The 18,493-nt window shown below is 40.5% G+C and carries 18 protein-coding genes, 3 pseudogenes and 1 riboswitch; of the genes and pseudogenes, 7 read left to right on the top strand and 14 right to left on the bottom strand.

Features of this window, described 5'->3' with window-relative positions:
• The first annotated feature begins 204 nt into the window (after positions 1–204).
• On the top strand, positions 205–483 hold the full coding sequence (locus K3G25_RS07420; RefSeq protein WP_022553060.1) for a hypothetical protein: 279 nt from the start codon (positions 205–207) through the stop codon (positions 481–483).
• Between the two features lie 151 nt (positions 484–634).
• Positions 635–1,795: a response regulator aspartate phosphatase gene (locus tag K3G25_RS07415; RefSeq protein WP_014417849.1), complete on the top strand. Its 1,161-nt coding sequence runs from the start codon at positions 635–637 to the stop codon at positions 1,793–1,795.
• A 163-nt stretch (positions 1,796–1,958) separates the two neighbouring features.
• Here K3G25_RS07415 and K3G25_RS07410 read toward each other — a convergent pair whose 3' ends face one another.
• From K3G25_RS07410 to K3G25_RS07395, 4 genes are all read right to left on the bottom strand, one after another.
• On the bottom strand, positions 1,959–3,209 hold the full coding sequence (locus K3G25_RS07410; RefSeq protein ID WP_232489641.1) for a Y-family DNA polymerase: 1,251 nt from the start codon (positions 3,207–3,209) through the stop codon (positions 1,959–1,961).
• A complete protein-coding gene (locus tag K3G25_RS07405; RefSeq protein ID WP_021493636.1) occupies positions 3,202–3,534 on the bottom strand; it encodes a YolD-like family protein in 333 nt (110 codons plus the stop codon). The genes K3G25_RS07410 and K3G25_RS07405 overlap by 8 nt, the downstream gene beginning before the upstream one ends.
• Positions 3,535–3,762: 228 nt before the next feature.
• Positions 3,763–4,536, bottom strand: coding sequence for a sporulation protein YunB (yunB, locus tag K3G25_RS07400; protein WP_021493637.1), 774 nt, complete (start codon positions 4,534–4,536; stop codon positions 3,763–3,765).
• Positions 4,537–4,664: 128 nt separating this feature from the next.
• Complete coding sequence (locus K3G25_RS07395) at positions 4,665–4,868, bottom strand: hypothetical protein (protein WP_021493638.1); 204 nt, start codon at positions 4,866–4,868, stop codon at positions 4,665–4,667.
• Between the two features lie 243 nt (positions 4,869–5,111).
• On the opposite strand from K3G25_RS07395, the gene K3G25_RS07390 reads away from it, so the two are divergent.
• Complete coding sequence (locus tag K3G25_RS07390) at positions 5,112–5,201, top strand: putative holin-like toxin (RefSeq protein ID WP_076982784.1); 90 nt, start codon at positions 5,112–5,114, stop codon at positions 5,199–5,201.
• Between the two features lie 296 nt (positions 5,202–5,497).
• Here K3G25_RS07390 and K3G25_RS07385 read toward each other — a convergent pair whose 3' ends face one another.
• Genes K3G25_RS07385 through K3G25_RS07370 form a run of 4 tightly spaced genes read right to left on the bottom strand, consistent with a single transcriptional unit; the run spans position 5,498 to position 8,763 of the window.
• A complete protein-coding gene (locus K3G25_RS07385; RefSeq protein ID WP_021493639.1) occupies positions 5,498–6,058 on the bottom strand; it encodes an SMI1/KNR4 family protein in 561 nt (186 codons plus the stop codon).
• 14 nt (positions 6,059–6,072) lie between these two features.
• Positions 6,073–6,561 (bottom strand): antitoxin YezG family protein, encoded by a 489-nt coding sequence (locus K3G25_RS07380; protein WP_021493640.1) that lies wholly within the window; start codon positions 6,559–6,561, stop codon positions 6,073–6,075.
• Entirely contained in the window at positions 6,551–7,039 is a 489-nt protein-coding gene (locus K3G25_RS07375) for an SMI1/KNR4 family protein (protein ID WP_014417844.1), read from the bottom strand. The genes K3G25_RS07380 and K3G25_RS07375 overlap by 11 nt, the downstream gene beginning before the upstream one ends.
• 8 nt (positions 7,040–7,047) lie before the next feature.
• Positions 7,048–8,763, bottom strand: a complete 1,716-nt coding sequence (locus tag K3G25_RS07370; protein ID WP_021493641.1) for a T7SS effector LXG polymorphic toxin — start codon at positions 8,761–8,763, stop codon at positions 7,048–7,050.
• Between the two features lie 413 nt (positions 8,764–9,176).
• Here K3G25_RS07370 and K3G25_RS20870 point away from each other — a divergent pair.
• The 3 genes and pseudogenes from K3G25_RS20870 to K3G25_RS07360 all read left to right on the top strand — a co-directional run.
• Positions 9,177–9,632 (top strand): annotated as a pseudogene (locus K3G25_RS20870) (thermonuclease family protein); the annotation flags it as partial.
• A 183-nt stretch (positions 9,633–9,815) separates the two neighbouring features.
• Positions 9,816–9,920 (top strand): annotated as a pseudogene (locus K3G25_RS20865) (excalibur calcium-binding domain-containing protein); the annotation flags it as partial.
• A gap of 249 nt (positions 9,921–10,169) precedes the next feature.
• A complete protein-coding gene (locus K3G25_RS07360; protein ID WP_232489640.1) occupies positions 10,170–11,711 on the top strand; it encodes a recombinase family protein in 1,542 nt (513 codons plus the stop codon).
• 19 nt (positions 11,712–11,730) lie between these two features.
• On the opposite strand, the pseudogene K3G25_RS07355 reads toward K3G25_RS07360, so the two are convergent.
• The 5 genes and pseudogenes from K3G25_RS07355 to K3G25_RS07335 all read right to left on the bottom strand — a co-directional run.
• A pseudogene (locus tag K3G25_RS07355) lies at positions 11,731–12,129 on the bottom strand (solute carrier family 23 protein); the annotation flags it as partial.
• Entirely contained in the window at positions 12,126–12,710 is a 585-nt protein-coding gene (gene xpt, locus K3G25_RS07350; RefSeq protein WP_003153553.1) for a xanthine phosphoribosyltransferase, read from the bottom strand. The gene xpt and the pseudogene K3G25_RS07355, both read right to left, overlap by 4 nt.
• Before the next feature lie 99 nt (positions 12,711–12,809).
• Positions 12,810–12,909: riboswitch (purine riboswitch) on the bottom strand.
• Positions 12,910–13,042: 133 nt separating this feature from the next.
• Positions 13,043–14,545, bottom strand: coding sequence for a carboxypeptidase M32 (locus K3G25_RS07345; RefSeq protein ID WP_014418224.1), 1,503 nt, complete (start codon positions 14,543–14,545; stop codon positions 13,043–13,045).
• A 111-nt stretch (positions 14,546–14,656) separates the two neighbouring features.
• A complete protein-coding gene (locus K3G25_RS07340; RefSeq protein WP_014721409.1) occupies positions 14,657–16,576 on the bottom strand; it encodes an ATP-dependent DNA helicase in 1,920 nt (639 codons plus the stop codon).
• A 103-nt stretch (positions 16,577–16,679) separates the two neighbouring features.
• Positions 16,680–16,871, bottom strand: coding sequence for a hypothetical protein (locus K3G25_RS07335; RefSeq protein WP_003153550.1), 192 nt, complete (start codon positions 16,869–16,871; stop codon positions 16,680–16,682).
• Positions 16,872–17,037: 166 nt separating this feature from the next.
• Between K3G25_RS07335 and K3G25_RS07330 the strand changes: the two genes are divergently transcribed.
• Entirely contained in the window at positions 17,038–17,190 is a 153-nt protein-coding gene (locus K3G25_RS07330; protein WP_003153548.1) for a YpzG family protein, read from the top strand.
• Between the two features lie 40 nt (positions 17,191–17,230).
• Here K3G25_RS07330 and K3G25_RS07325 read toward each other — a convergent pair whose 3' ends face one another.
• The gene (locus tag K3G25_RS07325) at positions 17,231–18,397 is read right to left on the bottom strand and encodes a THUMP domain-containing class I SAM-dependent RNA methyltransferase (protein ID WP_022553050.1); all 1,167 of its coding nucleotides are present in this window, start codon (positions 18,395–18,397) and stop codon (positions 17,231–17,233) included.
• Between the last annotated feature and the right edge of the window lie 96 nt (positions 18,398–18,493).

The raw sequence follows: 18,493 nt of genomic DNA, 5'->3' as shown, positions 1-18,493 counted from the left end.
CCCACCTGCAACCTGGACGATTAAATATTCTTTCTATAAATTCAGCTTTTCGAATGATCAGGAATGCCACGTATCAATCAATGGCAGTGATCCTATCTATTTAAGAGCTGGACAAGGCTTTCAAATGGACGCTCATGATTCACCTATCACAAGCTTCAAAATTTCTGAGTCAGGAATAACATATAATTTTTTGGGGGCGCATAAATGAGTTTCTTCAATCCAATGGTTAATGTCTCAATTGTCACTGGGAAGTCTGCTTATGATATTGCAGTAGACAATGGTTTTTCAGGAACTGTAGAGGAATGGTTAGCTTCATTAAAAGGTGAAAAAGGCGATACTGGAGCTACAGGTGCAACCGGGGTTAAAGGTGCTACTGGCGCTGCCGGTAAAGATGGAAAATCAGCATATGAATTAGCCGTTCAACAAGGTTTCTCAGGAACATTGGATGAGTGGCTTGCCTCACTGAAAGCAACAGCAAACTGATAACGTACCCTTCTCTAACGAGGAGGGTATTTTTTTCGTTTCGGTCATAAACAAATTATTGATTTGTTTTTAATTTTCACTCAAATCCCCTTTACATTTCTTTCCTCTAATGCAACTATATAATAAAATGGATATGAAAGGGGTTTAGGACTTGAAGAGTGAAAAAGTCATTCCTTATGATTTAGTAGCAACAAAGATGAATCATTGGTATGTGGCTATTAAAAAGAATTGGGTCGGTAGAGCAGAAGAAATGCGTAAAGAAGTTATGCAGGAAATAAAAGTTATGGAAGAAAATCAAGATGTTTTACTATACTTCTCCCTACTTGAGTTTAGACATAAGCTAATGTTGGCATATATGTATCCTAACGCTATAAAAGACATTGAGAAAAATTATGGCGAGCTAAAAGAATATGAAGGTCATGGAAATTTAACAGGAATGCTGGAATATTACTATTACTTTTTCATGGGCATGTTCTATTTCAGACAAAAAGAGTTAACATTCTCCCTTAATTACTATAGACAAGCTGAGAGGTATTTGGATTCAATCGAGAGTGGAGATATTGAAGTTGAAAAAGCTGAATTTTATTTTAAATTGTCAGAAGTGTATTACCATATGAAACAGACTTATTTTTCAATGAATTATGCCATGAGGGCTTACGATATATTTAAAAAACAACCTGCTATTGACGGGAACCCTACATACGGGGTACAAAAGGTGCGCTGTCAATTCGTCATATTTGGTAATTTGCTGGACAGTATGAAGTTTGATGAAGCTTTAAAGCAAGCATACAAAGCGTATCAGGAGGCAGTAGAGCTAAACAAAAGTGAAAAGAATCGTGGGCATTTGATGCGTTCAGCACTGTTTAATATTGGATTGTGTTATAATCAAATGGAAGAACTTGATAAAGCATTTTTTCACTTTAATAAGTCACTTCAAATCATTGAGCCGGAAAATCATGATTACGCTGCTAAAACATTATTTGTTATCTCCTTCTTAAAGGGAAGGCAAAATGACGTTGAAAACGCAAAAAAATTTTATGAACAGGCCAAACAGCTGGCTGAACGGCATAACAATGAAATGGTACTTGAAAAGTTAAAAATGGTTAAAGGACTTTTCTTGGACTATGATTTAGACTTAGTTAGGAAAACATTCGAGTTCTTCAAAGAAAGAGGTATATACCCTGACATGGAAAGTTATGGTGTCTCTGTAGCAGATTTTCTCACTGGAAAACAGGATGCTTGGGGTGCAGTTGAATTTTATCGTTTGGCAAATGAAGCAAGAAGACAAATCAAAAGGGGAGAAGCAATATGAAAACTAAACTATTTATCTGTGCAGTTCTATTATTCGGCGTTGCCGGAACATTGGGTGCTTCCTATCTCCAACAACAAAATGATACGTTCAAGGTTGCTGAAAGAGCCGAAACGTAAAAAACTAATAACTTTGTAAGGAGAACAGAGGGAGCTGCTCTCTGTTCTCATGACTTATGTCCACCAGTCAAACCTGCTCTTTGCAATGCTGTTCCACCAGGTGTATATGAAACAGCTCGTAAGATCGCTTTAGATCCGTATTTATTTCTTATCCCGTCCATCACAAATCCAAGCTTCCTTCTCTTCTCATTATCCTTTTCAAACAGACTTAATTGCTGATTCACATCGTCTTCAATATTGGATAAAGTAACTGAAATACTTCTTACTGTTTTTCCTGTATAGAACTTATCAAACAAAATCAAGCAGTATCGATAAATATCCATTGTGATATTCGTAGGCAAATCAATTGTTTTAGATCTGTGAAAGCCACCGCCGAACTCATCTTTACTGTAACCAATTCCTAAGCTGATCGTACGCCCTACTTTGTTATGTGTTCGTGCTCTTCGTGCAACCTCTTCACAAATCTCCAAGAGGACTACTTTGATATCCTCTTTCTTCGTATAATCTCTAAGTAATATCTGACTTTTCCCGTAGCTTATTTGCCCCTGCATTAAAGGAGCTCCAATTTCAGAAAGGTCAATTCCATGGGCATGATAATAAAGCTGATTCCCCATAATGCCGAAACGTTTTTCAAGCAGCTCTAATGGATAATTGGCTAATTGGCCAACAGTCGCAATCCCCATTCGGTTTAAATTCCTTTCCATCCTCCCTCCTATTCCCCACATTTCAGATAACGGATGAACACGCCAAAGTTTTTTCGGAACATCTTCATACCTCCACCGTGCAATCCCAGTCTTTGTTTTCTTGCTCTCTAAATCAAGAGCTAACTTACTCAGCAGCATATTGTCGCCAATGCCAACAGTACAAACTAAGCCGAACTCTCTCTTCATACTGCTCTGAATTGCTTCTGCCATGACTTCAGGATTTTCTTTTCCTGCATCTAAAAAAGATTCATCAATTGAGTACGTGTGTACACATGTTTCAGGAACGAACCTGTAAAACAATTTAGTTATTTCAGTTGAAACTCTGATGAAAAGTTTCATTTGCGGGTTTACTATGTGAATTCTTGGATCATCTGGAATCTCAAATAGCCGGGAGCCAGTCTTGATTCCATAATCTTTTTTAAGTGCAGGAGACGCTGCTAAGACAACACTCCCCTGTCTATCCGTGTTTCCGACTACAGCGAGATAACATGTCATTGGATTCAATCCCATTGTTACAGCTGAAACCGAAGCATAAAAGGATTTCATATCTACACAAAGTATATTTTTACGTGGAAACTGTGAGTAATCAATCATTGTAAGCAACTCCTATGATGTCATTCATGGTGATGTATACGGTTTGATCGTGATGATCTTTTACATGTAATTTGTGTTGTTCGTAATTGAGATATTGAACTGTACCGATTAAATCCTCGGCAATTCCTTCTTTAAAGAGTTTAAACTTCAGTTCTTTATTGAATGCCATTGCTTCAGAAACCAAGATGTCAATCTCCTCAATTTGCTGTTCATCTAAAGATGGCTTCTCCATTTTCGAAACATCTAACAAGTCCTGTTTTAATTGCGTTAAATGTTCTGGAAGCATCATGGAAGTCCATTTGATTGTTCCTCGATCTCTAAGCATTTTGAATCACTCCTTTATTGATCTAATATTAACAGAACAAATGTTCTTTGTTCAATATAAATAAGAACAATAGTTCGATGTAATTGTTGGAAATGACTATTCATTAAATATCTTTATGGTCTACTCTAGTCGAGACATTGAATTCTCTCCAATAGGCATGGGAGCGAAAAGAAATCCGCAGAAAAAAGTAAACACACAGCCGCATTATTTTCTGGCAGCTGTGTGTCTTTATTTGTCTTTATCGGCTCCGGATTTCTCTTGTTTTTTATTCGGTAGCTGAATGGAAGGCGTCACACCTGACCCGCCGCTTCCGTTATAAAACTGTGGCACCTCTCCTTGAATCGCTTTAATGGAGACTGGAATATTATTTGTCACGACAGATGTCTTACTGGCAAACGGAATAATGACCTTCACTTTAATTTCCACAAAGATGCTGATATCAATCAGGGCATTGTTGATGCCGTACGGCTTTATTTTTGTTTTCACATCAGTTAACGCATCACCGATCAAGTTAAAGCGCACGGGGATTTTCGGCCCAAGATTTCCGAGAATGCTGTTTCCCGTGACCTGCCCTAAAGGAATATCAATCATAATTGCATCGGCCGTTTTCGCGCCTTTTTCTGTTTCATGCTGCTTATTGTTCGACTCCACTTCCTTCAGATGAGCCTGAAGCTGCTTTGTCACTTTCGCCTTCATACTGTTGACCATTTGTGTATTAAAATCCATCGTTGTGACTTTTCCGTTTTCATCCGTTTTCATATCGACCATATCTTTCACATTGTCGCTGTGAGACATGTATTCTTCAATGGATTCCGTAATGACCTCTGTCGCCACCCGTTTGGTTTCCATTTCTCCTATGTTCATCAGCACCGGTTTGATTGAGGAGTTGATCATCCAGAGGCTGATGACCGTCGATATGATAAAAAAAGAAAACGACAGAAGAAGCACATACCGAAAAGGCAAAGGCCCTCTCTTGCGAAGAGCTCTCCGGTATCTAGGCAAGAAAAATCCCCCCTTACATATCACAATGTATGCTTGTAAGGGGGGACATAGTAATTTATTTTCACACTTAAAAACTCCGGCACAAAGTGTTCCTTTTCTTTCGGATCACGCAAATGACGGGCTATTTTTTATATCCTGCTTATTTTAGTTTTTCTAATCCTTTTTCTTTTCATATCTTCATTAGATATTTTTGTTTGCATCTCCATAACACTTAATTGGCTTTTTAATATCTTAATGTCTTGTTTATTGAGCACTGGTGGCACATTTATTTCTGCCCTTTTTCCACTTGTTAATGAAAACTTTAAAACCTGTTTAGCTAAAGTAAATTCCAACGCCAGATTCTCCCTTAGTTAATTTCAACAATTTAAAATCATAAGAGCCATGATGCACTTACACAATAAAGATTACATGATATTGTCTTAATCATCAAACTTTGATTTTCAATTGACTGTTTCAGCTTGGTAATCTGATTCCTATAATCACAGACATATATTTGGAATTAGTGTATAATGATTCCTGTACATTAAAGCATGCTCACTCAAGGGAGTCTTGCTCATCCCCTACGAAAGGGGGTGATGCTTATGTCAACATTTCAGGCATTAATGTTAATGCTTGCATTCGGGTCGTTTATAATTGCCCTGTTGACGTATATAAATAAAAAATAGACCTCCCTTGAGACTGGAATCCTGAAGGGACAGGTCTATCACGAATAACCGCTGAGCAAGCCCTTTGATGGGTAGCTTTTTGTACAGAACCGGGGTGTTGGTAGCACCCTGGTCTTTTTATTTTATGCATTTCATAAATCAAAATGCATAAAATAATCATATAACTGTATTACCTACACTAATTATAACCACATAAAAATGGTATTTGCAATACTATTGCTTTATGGATTAAACCACTTTTACTTTGTCTAAGGACACTTATTGCTGCTTCCTCATCGCAATTGCAATACTTTTGCTTAACTGTTTAATAAATCATCATCTAGCTCAATAGATAAAATACCATCGTCCTCATCTGTTGTCTCTTCAATAAACAGACTTTGAATGAAGTCAGAGAAAGAATTTGCGACCAAAAATGTGTCTTTTATTCCATTTGTCAGTTCATGATCCCAAAAATAAACTTTCCCTGTTGCCTCTCCTTTCACACCCAGACAAACCTGGTCTCCTCCATCGCCATCAGCAATCGGGATAATCCAGTCTGGCATTTGTTCTTCATAAGTAACTGTCATTGATATAACATCAAAGTCAGCATCGTCTACCCCAAACCCATAAAATAGCCCTAATCTTAAATGATTATTACTAGCCAATGGATTCTCTTCTAAGCTTGGAAATAAAACATTATCTGCCTGTATCGTGCTTCCGCCATATCTTACAACGAATTCTTTGTACACCTCATCAAGATTTACGTTTAATTCGTTTTCAAATGCTTTGATTTTTCTTTTGCTTCTTTGTTCATTGCTTGATGCGTAATACTTTAAATTAAATTTGTTCATCTTTTCAGTGATATCGTGTATACTCATTCCAAAATCCCCACTTAGATCGGGTTTTCAGGATAATCAGCTTTATATTTATCAATTATCCCTTTTAGAGACGCATCAGACGGTTCCTCACCTAGATACTTATGTTTCCAAATGATGTGTTGATCACTGAAGCTGTAATCAGTGCTGAACCAATCAGTGTAATCAAAACTGATATTTAATTTGCCTGTTCTTTCAAGGCTTAACGTAAACGAATACCATAATTCTTGATCGTTCTCCTTGAATACTTCTCGTAGCCTCTCACTCAGATCAAACAACTTTCTCTTTTTCTCAGTAAAGTCATCTTCATCAATTGTGAAAATAAAAGGTACTTCTAAGCTATACTTGTAATTTTGTGGCTCGTCAGGAGTATTGTAATAAAAATAAGTTCCTCCTCCTGTTTCCGAAACTTGTGCATAAAACCAAAACTTTTCCCATTGTTCGGGGATCATTTCATTTATTGTTTCTGCAATCTCTTTATATAGATTGTTTAGCTCAGTCTCCATCATATGCATCACCCAATGTACTAAAATCATCCCTTAACCAATACCAGTGCTCACCCTTATTCTCAAGCAGTCGCTGTATTAAATCAGTAAATGAAGTGGCTATTACCTGTGTTTCACCAACAATTCCATGTCGATCAAAAAAGCTGTCGTAACACTTACCTTTACGATCTTCATTTAAATCAATTGTCAGATATTCTCCTTTTCCATCCGTACAAACAATATACCACTCGGAGGAAATGTCTTCTTCACAAAGTTCCCCAACAATAACGGGATTAGCCAATTTAAACTCAGTTGGTCGTACTATATATATTGGATAATCCGCATTTTCATATAAAACTGCTCCACCGCATTGTTCATAAAATTCACTAACATCTCTTGGTAGTTGATGCTTCTCGTCTATTGTCGGGAGACCGTCAACTTCCAACAGCCGGCAGTCTAGTGTAGAAGCAATCTTCTTGATTAACATATGAATACTCAAGTCTACACCTACTTTCTAAAATTGTATTGATTAAATGCATTATAATATTGCTGTCTCGCTTCTTTAGGAACATTAGCAGCATCAAACATCTTCTCAGTAAGTTCTTGTATTTCTCTAGGGGATACTTCTTTCCAGTTTACTTTGCCGCCAACTTTCTTCCCTGTTTTTTCGAACAACCATTCTCTATATACTTTCTTGGTAGCGTTGTGTTGTTCCTTAGTTAAAGCTACTGTTGGCGTATTACTACCTCTACTCACATAATTCGGAACATTATGTTTAGCCCATACATCCATTACACCGTGATGATTCTCTAAAGGACTGTTACTTGGTCTATAATCTACGACATCGAAAGGTTTTACTTCTTTATCTGACCTTTTAGCAAAACTCATTAGTTGATTTTTTAAGTTTGCTCCGTCCACTACATTGTATGGCACGTCACCTGTCAGAGCAAGGTTATACTTTGGATTATATGGCAGTAAATCCGGAATTTTAACATCCTTCAATTTCGTACCTGTCTGCCCTACCTTGTTTATGACCTTGCCTGCTGCATCTGCTTTGTTAACGGCTCCTGCGCCTTTCGTTCCGACGACAGCAACAGCCACTGAACTGACCGCATATGTCACCCATCTTGATCTGGAGTAAGCATCCCCGTTCACCATATCTTTTTGATACGATTCCTCAATAGCTGTTGAAATGGCATTATACGTGTTAATTGGGTGAGCAACTGCCCCTATGATACCTTCGATAACTTCATCAGGCTTGCTGATCAGCTGCCATAAACCTGTTACCGTGTCTTTCCCGACATCATATAAACCAACGCCGGCCCCTTTTAAAATATCCCAAGTCACTTCTCCGGCTTCTTCCATCTGTTTTGCTTGTTCAAGCTGGATCACATATTGCTGTTGGGAAGGTTCAAGGTTCTCGTAACCGATCTTTTTCGCAATCTCTAAGTATTCATCCGGATCAGTTACTCCATCGGCGAGCTTTTTCTCCAAATCCTTGATTTCCCGCTCTTTCGCTTCTTCCTTCTTAATCGTTAAATATGTGTCTGAGTGTCTTGCAATCTCGCCTTTTTTCTTATGTATGTCACTTTCTCTGTACGCCTCGGCATTATAGTGAAGTGGTGTTGCGTTTTTCCCTTTGCCCGTGGCATTTTGGAGCTGCTGGAAGTCGGCTTGGATGAACTGTTCGTTTGCTTCGGTTTCTGCGTATTCTTTCGTTAGATCATGATCAAGCTTGCCGAGCTTATGTACAGTATCGTCCCGTTTTTTGTCTGCTGAATCCAGCTTTTGATCGACATCCTCTGTAGAGAAAACATCAAGATGAACAATATCACTTATCTCATTAAGAATATCCCTCATTTCATTCCGCTGCTCTTGCATGATGGCTTTTGATTTATTCTTCGCATGAATCAACTCATGTTCTAAAAATGACTCTTCCACAAACGAATCGGCTAATCCGGCATCAGCTACTTTTCCTGAAATACTGTTAAGAAAAGCAATCTTCATATCGATCAGATCAAGCCAGCTGTCTGTAACACCAGCGTGATCTTGGAAGAATGCTTTAATGTTGTCAGCGCCTTTGCCTGAAAACTCACTATCGTCTAAGTCAGCCATTCCCTGAAACGCTTTTCTGAGATTGATAAATTGTTCTCTAATCTGATCGTATTCTTTTGCTCGTTTCTCCGCTGCTGAGATTAACGAGGATGCTTCAAATACTTTCATATCTGTCTCCTTTCCACTTAATTAATCTTTTCTAAATTTTACCATAGTTTTAGGTTCTTCGATTTTCAAAATCAGATGTTTACCTAAAATTAATTTTACAATCTTTGGTTCTATAATTATAATTAGGAAGGTTTGTCCGATATAAAGACAGAATAAACAAATTTGGGGGAATTACATTGAAGAAATGGTTATTAGGTATTGGCGCATTATCTCTAAGCTTTTCTTTGGCTGCATGTGGGTCTGATTCAGCTTCTACAGATAAAACAGATTCAGATAAGGCTAAAACAACGCAGCAAGAAGAAAAGGATACAAAAGAGACAAAGACAGACTCTCAATCAAACGACAAAAGCAATAATGACAAAAATGAAAAAGCCGAAAATGCTTCAAAGAAGGATTCGTCGGATAAAAAGACATCTGAAAATAAGAAAAAACTGGTCGATGTAACGCTTAACAGAACGGTTGACGGAGACACGATTAAAGTTAACTATAAAGGCGAACTCAAAACAGTACGTTATTTACTTGTCGACACACCTGAGACTAAAAAGCCAAACTCTTGCGTACAACCATATGGTGAGGATGCTTCAGCAAGAAACAAACAGCTGGTTAACAAGGGAAAACTTCAACTGGAGTTTGATAAAGGAGATCGTACAGACAAGTATGGCAGATTGCTGGCTTACGTTTATGTGGATGGCAAATCAGTACAAGAAACACTGCTTAAAGAAGGATTAGCACGAGTAGCTTATGTATATGAGCCAAACACGAAGTATTTAGACACGTATAAGAAAGATGAGCAAGCTGCGAAAGATAAAGACTTGAAGATTTGGAGTAAGCATGGATATGCGACTGATAAAGGATTTAATGGCTGCGTAACGAAACCGAAGAAATCAGTAAGTGTATCTAAGCCGGCTCAAAAGTCAGTTACAACACACCAATCCGAGACACATAAATCGAACCCTAGCAATTCAAATTCAAGCAGTTCAGCATCAAGCAGCTCTTCTAACTCTGCACAAGCCTCCCCTTCTGCTGGAGGAACAGAACACTTTGCAAACTGCACAGAGCTGAGAAAGAAATATCCGCACGGTGTACCAAGCACTCACCCTGCCTATACATCTAAAATGGATCGCGATAATGACAATTTTGCATGTGAGAAGAATTAATCAATTTGAAGCCCTCTGAGGCTTCTTTTTTATTTGGGCATATTCTCTATCTAAATAAAAAACCACAGAGCGCTGTGAGGGACTCTGTGGTCTATAGTGGCTGTTAAACCCCTATGATACATCAATTAGGATACTTTAAATTAGATTAATAAGCAAGCTGATCTAAAATGTTTCGTTAAAATGAGGATTTTATAAAGAAATTCCAATGTGCATGATATAATCTAACTACACTTACAATAAGAAGAAAGGATGAAATACTTGGCATTACACGAAAATTCAAGAATAGCAGTTTACTCAAGAAAATCCAGAGAAGACAGAGATTCAGAAGATACGCTCGCCAAACATAGAAATGAGCTAGAATATCTCATAAAAAGAGAGAACTTTAAAAATGTTCAGTGGTTTGAGGAAGTTGTCTCAGGTGAGACTATTGATGAACGACCAATGTTCTCAATGTTGTTGCCCAGAATTGAAAATGGCGAGTTTGACGCAGTTTGTGCTGTAGCAATGGACAGGCTTTCCAGGGGATCACAAATTGACTCCGGGCGTATCCTTGAAGCATTTAAGCAGAGTGGGACATTGTTTATTACGCCCAAAAAAACATATGATTTATCAATCGAAGGCGACGAAATGCTTTCCGAGTTTGAATCAATAATTGCTCGAAGTGAATATAGAGCAATAAAACGGAGAACGATTAACGGAAAGAAAAATGCTACAAGAGAAGGTAGACTGCATTCAGGGTCAGTTCCTTACGGTTATAAGTGGGACAAGAATATTAAAGCTGCAGTTGTTGTTGAGGAAAAGAAAAAAATATATAGAATGATGATTAAATGGTTCTTAGAAGAGGAATATTCTTGCACAGTAATTGCTGAGATGTTAAACGAACTGAAAGTCCCCTCCCCATCCGGCCGCTCTATTTGGTACGGAGAAGTTGTTTCAGAAATTCTGTCCAACGATTTTCATAGGGGCTATGTATGGTTCGGTAAATACAAGAAAAGCAAAAGCAACAACAGTATTGTTCAAAATAAAAATTTAGATGAAGTATTAATCGCAAAAGGTCATCATGAAACCATGAAAACTGATGAAGAGCATGCACTAATCCTGAATAGAATAGAAAAACTTAGAACTTATAAAGTGGCAGGAAGACGTCTAAATATGAATACCCACAGGCTTTCTGGAATTGTTAGATGTCCTTATTGTCATAAAGCTCAAGCTATAGAACAGCCCAAAGGCAGAAAAAAGCACGTTAGAAAGTGTTTGCGAAAATCTGCTGAAAGAACGAAAGAATGCGAACAAACAAAAGGAATTCATGAAGAAGTATTGTTCCAGTCGATTATGAAGGAAATAAAAAAATACAATGAAGCTCTCTTCTCCCCCACTGAGCAAGATGTTAACGATGACTCTTATACAACTCAGCTTATTGGTTTAAGAGAGAAAGCTGTTAAAAAGGCAAAAGGAAGAATAGAACGCATAAAAGAAATGTACTTAGATGGAGACATCAGTAAAACAGAGTACAAAGAAAAGCTGAAAATTTCACAAGAAACACTTCAAAAAGCTGAAAATGACTTAGCAGAATTAATTGCATCTACTGAGTTTCAAAATGCTCTTAGCGCTGAGACAAAAAAAGAAAAATGGAGCCATCATAAAGTGCAGGAAATGATTGAGTCTACAGACGGGATGTCTAACTCTGAGATAAACTTAATACTAAAGATGCTCATTAGTCATGTAACGTATACGGTCGAGGATTTGGGAGATGGTACGAAGAATGTGAATATCAAGGTCTACTATAACTAGGTTTATGTCGTACTCAATCAATAATTCTTACGACAGATCCGGTTACGACAGGCGGGAAAAACGATACGAGCTTACCGAAGAAAAACGACAGCAGAATGACAAGCAGACCCGATGCCAAAATGCTTCCGTAAATGGCTGAAATCCCGTACTCCTTACCGATGGAAATAATCGGCGCTACCGCGGTGAACGTACAGCCGAGCACAACGGGCAAGCCGATGCCAAAAAATTTATTCCTCCATACTTGAAGCAGCGTAGCCGCCCCGCACATAAAAATGTCAATTGATACGAGATATGTCAGCTGTTCTGCGTTCAGTCCCAATGCCGCTCCTACAATTAAAGGAACGACGACGGCGCCGGCATACATGGCAAGCACATGCTGGATACCGAGGGAAAGTGTTTTGGCATAGCCGTTTTTCATGAACGGACCTCCTGTACAAATGTCACTTTTCCGTCTTCAAGCGATTGAATTCTCGCCAGCGATTCGACTCGGCATCCTTTTTTCACCAGCTCATCTCTTCCCGGCTGAAATGACTTTTCAATGACGATTCCGATCCCGCAAACCGCTGCGCCTGCTTGTTTTACGATGGATAAAAGCCCTTCTGCCGCCTGTCCGTTCGCTAAAAAGTCGTCAATGATTAACACGCGGTCTTCTTTCGACAGATGATTTCCGGAGATTGCAATCTGACTTTCTGTTTTTTTCGTGAAAGAATAGACGGATGCCGTCAGCAGATCATCCGTTAATGTGAGAGACTTCCTTTTTCTCGCAAAGATGACGGGAACGCCGAGTTCAAGGCCGGCCATCACCGCAGGGGCAATGCCCGAAGATTCAATTGTGACGATTTTGGTTATCTCGTCTTTTTCAAAACGGCGCGCAAATTCCCGGCCGATCTGCTGCATGAGAACCGGATCAATTTGATGGTTTAAAAAAGAATCCACTTTCAGCACTTGATCAGAAAGAACAATTCCGTCTTCTGCTATTTTTCGTTTTAATGCTTCCACAATGATTACCCCCGCTTATAAAAAATAAAAAAAGCATTGCCCGCTCTCAATAAAAAGAGCAAGCAATGCCGAATGATCTACACGCAACGGCCGAATAAAGCCGTTCCATTGCTCACTCATAGTCGGACATTTACGGTGACCGGTAGAAACTTGCGTGCCATATCCACGCGATTATATGAGTGTTCGTATGATATTAATCAAATTATAACAAGATACACTTCTTTTGCATAGTGAAATTTGAATATTTCCGAACTTTTACAAAGAATTGGTTTTCGATTATTCGTCTTTTTAGAATTTTTAGAAAAACACCCGGTGTATACCAGGTGTTTCGTTTATAAATATAAATTTGAATATTTACCGACGAGATACTCAATGAGATATTGAACGTTCAGCTCTTCTCCCGTTGCATCTTTTATGATGTCAAGCGGCATTTTGCGTCTTCCGTGCTGATGAACCTTTTCTGTCAGCCATTGTTTGATCGGCTCAAAGTCGCCCCGTTCTATTAATTGATCAAATTCAGGCAGATCGTCAAGCATGGTATGCTTCAGCTGTGCCGCATACATATATCCGAGCGCATAGGAAGGGAAATAGCCGAAATCGCCGCCCGCCCAATGTACGTCCTGCAAAATGCCTTTTGCGTCAGATGGCGGCGTAATGCCTAAATAATCATGATATTTTTGATTCCACAATGCAGGCAGTTCTTCCACTGTCACTTCATTACTGAAAATTGCTTTTTCAATTTCATAACGGATAATAATATGAAGCGGATATGTCAGCTCATCGGCTTCAATTCGGATAAAGGTCGGTTTCGCCTCGTTGACAGCGCGTACAAAATCTTCTCTTTTCACATCTTGAAATTGATCAGGCGAAGCCTCAACCATTTTTTCATAATAGGCGGTCCAGAAATGTTGATTTCTGGCGATAAAGTTTTCATAAAATAACGATTGGGATTCATGAATTCCCATGGATGCACCGTCAGATAAGTTCGTTCCGCTCAGCGCTTCGTCAATATTCTGCTCGTAGATCGCATGCCCGCATTCATGAATCGTTCCGAAAATTGCCGTGCGGAAATCGTTTTCGTCATATCTGGTCGTCACCCGCACATCGCCCCGGTTGATTGTCGTCGCAAACGGATGCACCGTCTCGTCTAGGCGGCCGCCGTCAAAATCATACCCGAACTCTTTTAAGAAATACAAGGAGAGGTCTCTTTGTTGTTCTTTCGGAAACGTTTTCGTTATAAAGGAAGTGTCCGGTTTATTGCCGGATTCCGTCACTTTTTTGATAAGCGGAATGATCGCTTCCTTCAATTCAGAAAACAGCTGATCCAGCACCTTTACCGTAACACCCGGTTCGAAAATATCGAGCAATGCGTTGTACGGATGATCTTCATAGCCCCAATACGAAATAAACCGCTTATTAAAATTAATCAGCTTCTCAAGGTACGGAGCAAACATAGAGAAATCAGAGGCCGCCTTTGCATCCTCCCAAGCCGTTTCAGCTTTCGATGTTAAAATGACATATTCTTTATACTCATCTTCAGGAATTTTTTTATTATGATCATAATCTTTTTTCGCAAGTTCCGCCGCTTTCACTGTATCTTCAGGCAGCTCTTCTGCATGCGCGAGAAGGATGTCGATCAGCTCTTTCATCCGGTCGGATGTCTGGATTTGAAAAACGTCAGCCGACAGCTGTCCGATGCTTTCCGCCCGGTCATCAGAGCCTTTTTTCGGGGCTCCCGTTCTTAAGTCCCAATGCATAAGTGCAATGGCTTCGACATAGTGGGATACTCTTTTTAACAGATCAAAAAACTCTTTTTCATATGTATGTAAATCCATATCCGTTTCCCTCCCTTTTCACTATCAATTACAGGCTAATGGAATGCCGTGATAAAGTCAACTTCCCGGATTTAAAAAAGCCGCAGGATAAGAATCCTGCAGCTTTTGTTTTTATACGATTTTCGGTGTAACAGGCAAGATCTTTTTGACTTCGGCCAGGACCCGTTCACTTTCTCCGCCCGCATAAATGGATATGGTTCCGCTGTCCTGATTAGAACGGATAAGGCGGCCGATTCCCTGCCTGACTCTCAAGAGCATGTACGGCAGATCAACTTCCTCAAACGGATCTTTTTTCGCTCCGTTCCGCTTTGCGGTGAACACGGGGTCATGAGGCGGATACGGCAACGCCCAAATGGTCACATTCCGGAGCGAGTCACCGGGAATGTCAAGACCTTCCCATAAGTGGACGGAACAAAGCACGGATTCTTCATCCCGCTGGAACTTTTCGACCAGACTGCTGATCTCTTCGTCACCTTCGTAGTATATCGGATACGGCAGCTCCCACGCGGCAGCCTGTTCTTTAAATTCTTTCATGTCTTCAAAGGAAGGGAAAAGAACGAGGGTGCGTCCTTCATTCTCCTTAATGGTTTCAATCGTTTCGGCTGTTTTCTGCTCAGACGTCATGTCACCGTGAAGCGCAACAGACATTTGCTCCTCGTAATCGTACGGAGATTCAACGGTGAATGATAAAGGATCACGGATTCCGAGGCTGTCAGCGATATAATCAAATGAACCGCCCTCAGAAAGAGTGGCCGATGAGAAGATATAAGGAATCTTTTTAGAAAAGACCTTTTCTCCCAGCACTTCGGCTACAGTTCTCGGCATAACGACAAACGTTGAGTCTGTATCCCGCGTTTCAAGCCAGCTGATGGCATCCTTCTGATACAGCGACAGCGAATATGCCATTTGTTCGACGTATTCTTCTACAACTGACAGCTCGTACTTATCAATCGTATACATTTCCGATTCAAATACGAGCGCCTCGCCGATTTTATCGAGCAGACGGCACAGTTCGTCAGCCGCACGCTTAACGCGCTGGTCGTTTTGGATGTCCAATCGGTGAGAGCCGGCGATTTCCTTCGATTCCTCTGACAGCACATAGAAAAACTCATCGTTTGCGGCAAGGGCATCTTCAATCAGTTCGGCGAATTCCTCTCTGATGTCATTTTGAAGCAGACGCTCTAAAAACAGCTCGAGCGTCGACTGCTTCACGCGATAGGTTAACGCTTTTTGCGCGGCGAATTCCAGCAGATGTCCTTCATCAAACACGACGGCGCTGTGATCCGGCAAAAGCGGCAGCTGTCCTTCCCTTTTACGTGATTCTTCCGTCCATACATGCTCCATGTAGAAATCATGGGAGCAAACAATCAGATCCGTTGATTTTCTGTAATGATCTCTTGAAAGTGTTAAACCGCATCTATGTCTCATATCACAAGTTAAACAATCTTGGAAGGAATCATAGCTGACGCCTGCCCACTCTTCATTCGTCAAATCAGCGTACTGTTTGCGGTCGCCGTACGGATAAAAGCGCTGCATCGCTTGTGATTCGTGTACGAATGAAGGCAGCGACTCATAAAGATCCAGCCACTTTTCATCATCAGAACGCTGCATTGTTTTCTCAAGCTTTTTCAGACACAGATACTGCTCATGGGATTTGGACAGCCGTGTATCAATCTGGAGATCCAAATGTTCTGTCAGCTTGGAAATGTCGCCTTCTTTTTTGACAAGCTGTTCAATTAACGTTTCATCGGCGCATGCGATAATGGCCGGTTTACCCGTATATCTGGCATAGCTGATGGCAAACAGCAGATACACCAGCGTTTTCCCCGTACCGACTCCTGCCTCAGCGAACATGACCTTTTTCTCTTTAAATGCCCGTTCAAGCTGAAACGCCATAAATACCTGCTCATCCCGAAGGTCAAAGCCTTTCTCGGGAAGGATATCGTAAAACACGTCACCAATCCAATTGTTCAATTCTTCGTAAAAATTCTTTTCTTTTGTTAAAGCAAAAGGCAAACGTGATGTTGTCACCCAACTCCAACCCCTAACTATTCGGCATTCAGACCATCTATAATATCATTTAACCCTTTTCAATACAACAAAAAAACTTGGCCTCGCCAAGTTTTTGTCATGATCATTTCCGATTAATGATATGTGTACATAGGAACGGATGGTCTGTTGAATGTGTATGTTTTACCGCATTTTCAAGTTCTTCCTGTGCGTGTGTCATGGCGGAAGGACCGAACTCCGCTCCGGCTTCCTCCAGCCGGAAAGCAGTTGCGTCTAACGCCTTTTGTATTTTACTGAAGTGCTCGCTGTTCAGCATAAAATAAGATCACCTCTCAAATAGAAATAATCATCATTCTATGCCGATGTTTCACTTTCTATACATGCCATTCTGAATGATCCTCACCTGACCTGCACAAACTACAACAGATATTCGATCGAATATCCATCTTCACAAATTTATTCTACCCGGGAGTGATGGTTACATGAGTTATAAAGATCGATTAGATCAGCATTCTGAATTGTTTCATCACAATTGGACGCGGCCGAAACGCTCTAAATCGCAAGTGAACGGCCACACCGAAATGTCCCAGACCAACATTATTTTACGGAGCAACGCAAAAGCGCACCGCTGGTAATGGCAGAATAAAACGTAAAGATGCCGGAGAAGACGCTGTTTCAGGCGTCTTCTCTTTGTTGCGGCTTTTTCCGCTGCGGCCGCACTTTAGCCCAGTACTGATAATAATCCGTTTTGATAAAACCGTTAAAGAGCTTCCGTTTTTTGGTTGCTTTTCTTCCGTAGGCCTCTTCAAATTGTTCATTTGACGTTAACATGTAGACAGACCATGTATCAAGAGATTCAAATGCCCGGCCCATTTCTTTATACATCTGCTCGACTTCCCTTTTTTCGCCGAGCCGTTCGCCGTACGGAGGGTTTCCGACGATTACGCCGAATTCGAGTTTTGTCGTAAAATCCTGCACCCGCATTTGTTTGCATTCAATCAGGTCCCCAAGTCCCGCTTCTTCTGCGTTTTCTTTGGCGATATTTACCATCCGGTGATCCACGTCACTGGCAAAAATCTGCAGCGGCTGATCATAGTTCGCCTTTTCCTCCACTTCAAGACGCGCCTTGTCCCACAGTTCTTTTCCGATCCATTCCCAGTCTTCTGAAACAAAATCACGGTTAAAACCGGGAGCAATGTTTTGCCCGATTAAAGCGGCTTCGATGGCAATCGTGCCGGAACCGCAGAACGGATCAACGAACGGACGGTCAGGCGTCCAGTTGGTTAACTGAATTAACGCGGCAGCGAGCGTCTCTTTAATCGGAGCTCCTCCCTGATCAACCCTGTATCCTCTTTTGTGAAGGCCTGTTCCTGATGAATCCAGTGTAAGTACGGCTTTATCTTTTAAAAGGGAAATCTCCACCTTATACTCAGGGCCCGTTTCTTCAATCCATTCATTTTGTTTTCCTGATTGAAGTTTCAGCTTTTCCGCTATCGCCTTTTTGACGATCCGCTGGCAGTCAGGCACACTGGCAAGCACTGATTTCACGGACTTTCCGATAACGGGGAACTTTGCGTTTTCCGGAATGTACGCGCGCCAGTCAATCGCTTTTGTTTTTTCAAACAGCTCATCAAACGTTTTCGCCTGAAACTCGGCGACCTGTACCTTGATGCGGTCAGCCGTCCGCAGCCATAAGTTAGCGCGGCAGATCGCAAGCGCATCTCCTTCAAAGATGACTTTTCCGTTGTCTACTTTGCATTCATAACCTAAATCACGCACTTCTTTGGCGACGATCGCTTCGATTCCCATCGGCGCCGTCGCTATTAGTGTGTACTTCTTCATCGTATCACCCTGTCTCTTTTAAGCTTTCGTTTCATTCAAGATAAAAGCTCCCCTTTAAAGGAGAGCTCTAATTTGTCATATCAATAATGTTTAACG

The sequence above is a fragment of the Bacillus sp. FCW2 genome (assembly GCF_021228595.1).
In the GTDB taxonomy this organism is placed as follows: domain Bacteria; phylum Bacillota; class Bacilli; order Bacillales; family Bacillaceae; genus Bacillus; species Bacillus velezensis.
This window is presented reverse-complemented; position numbering and strand designations above follow the sequence as displayed.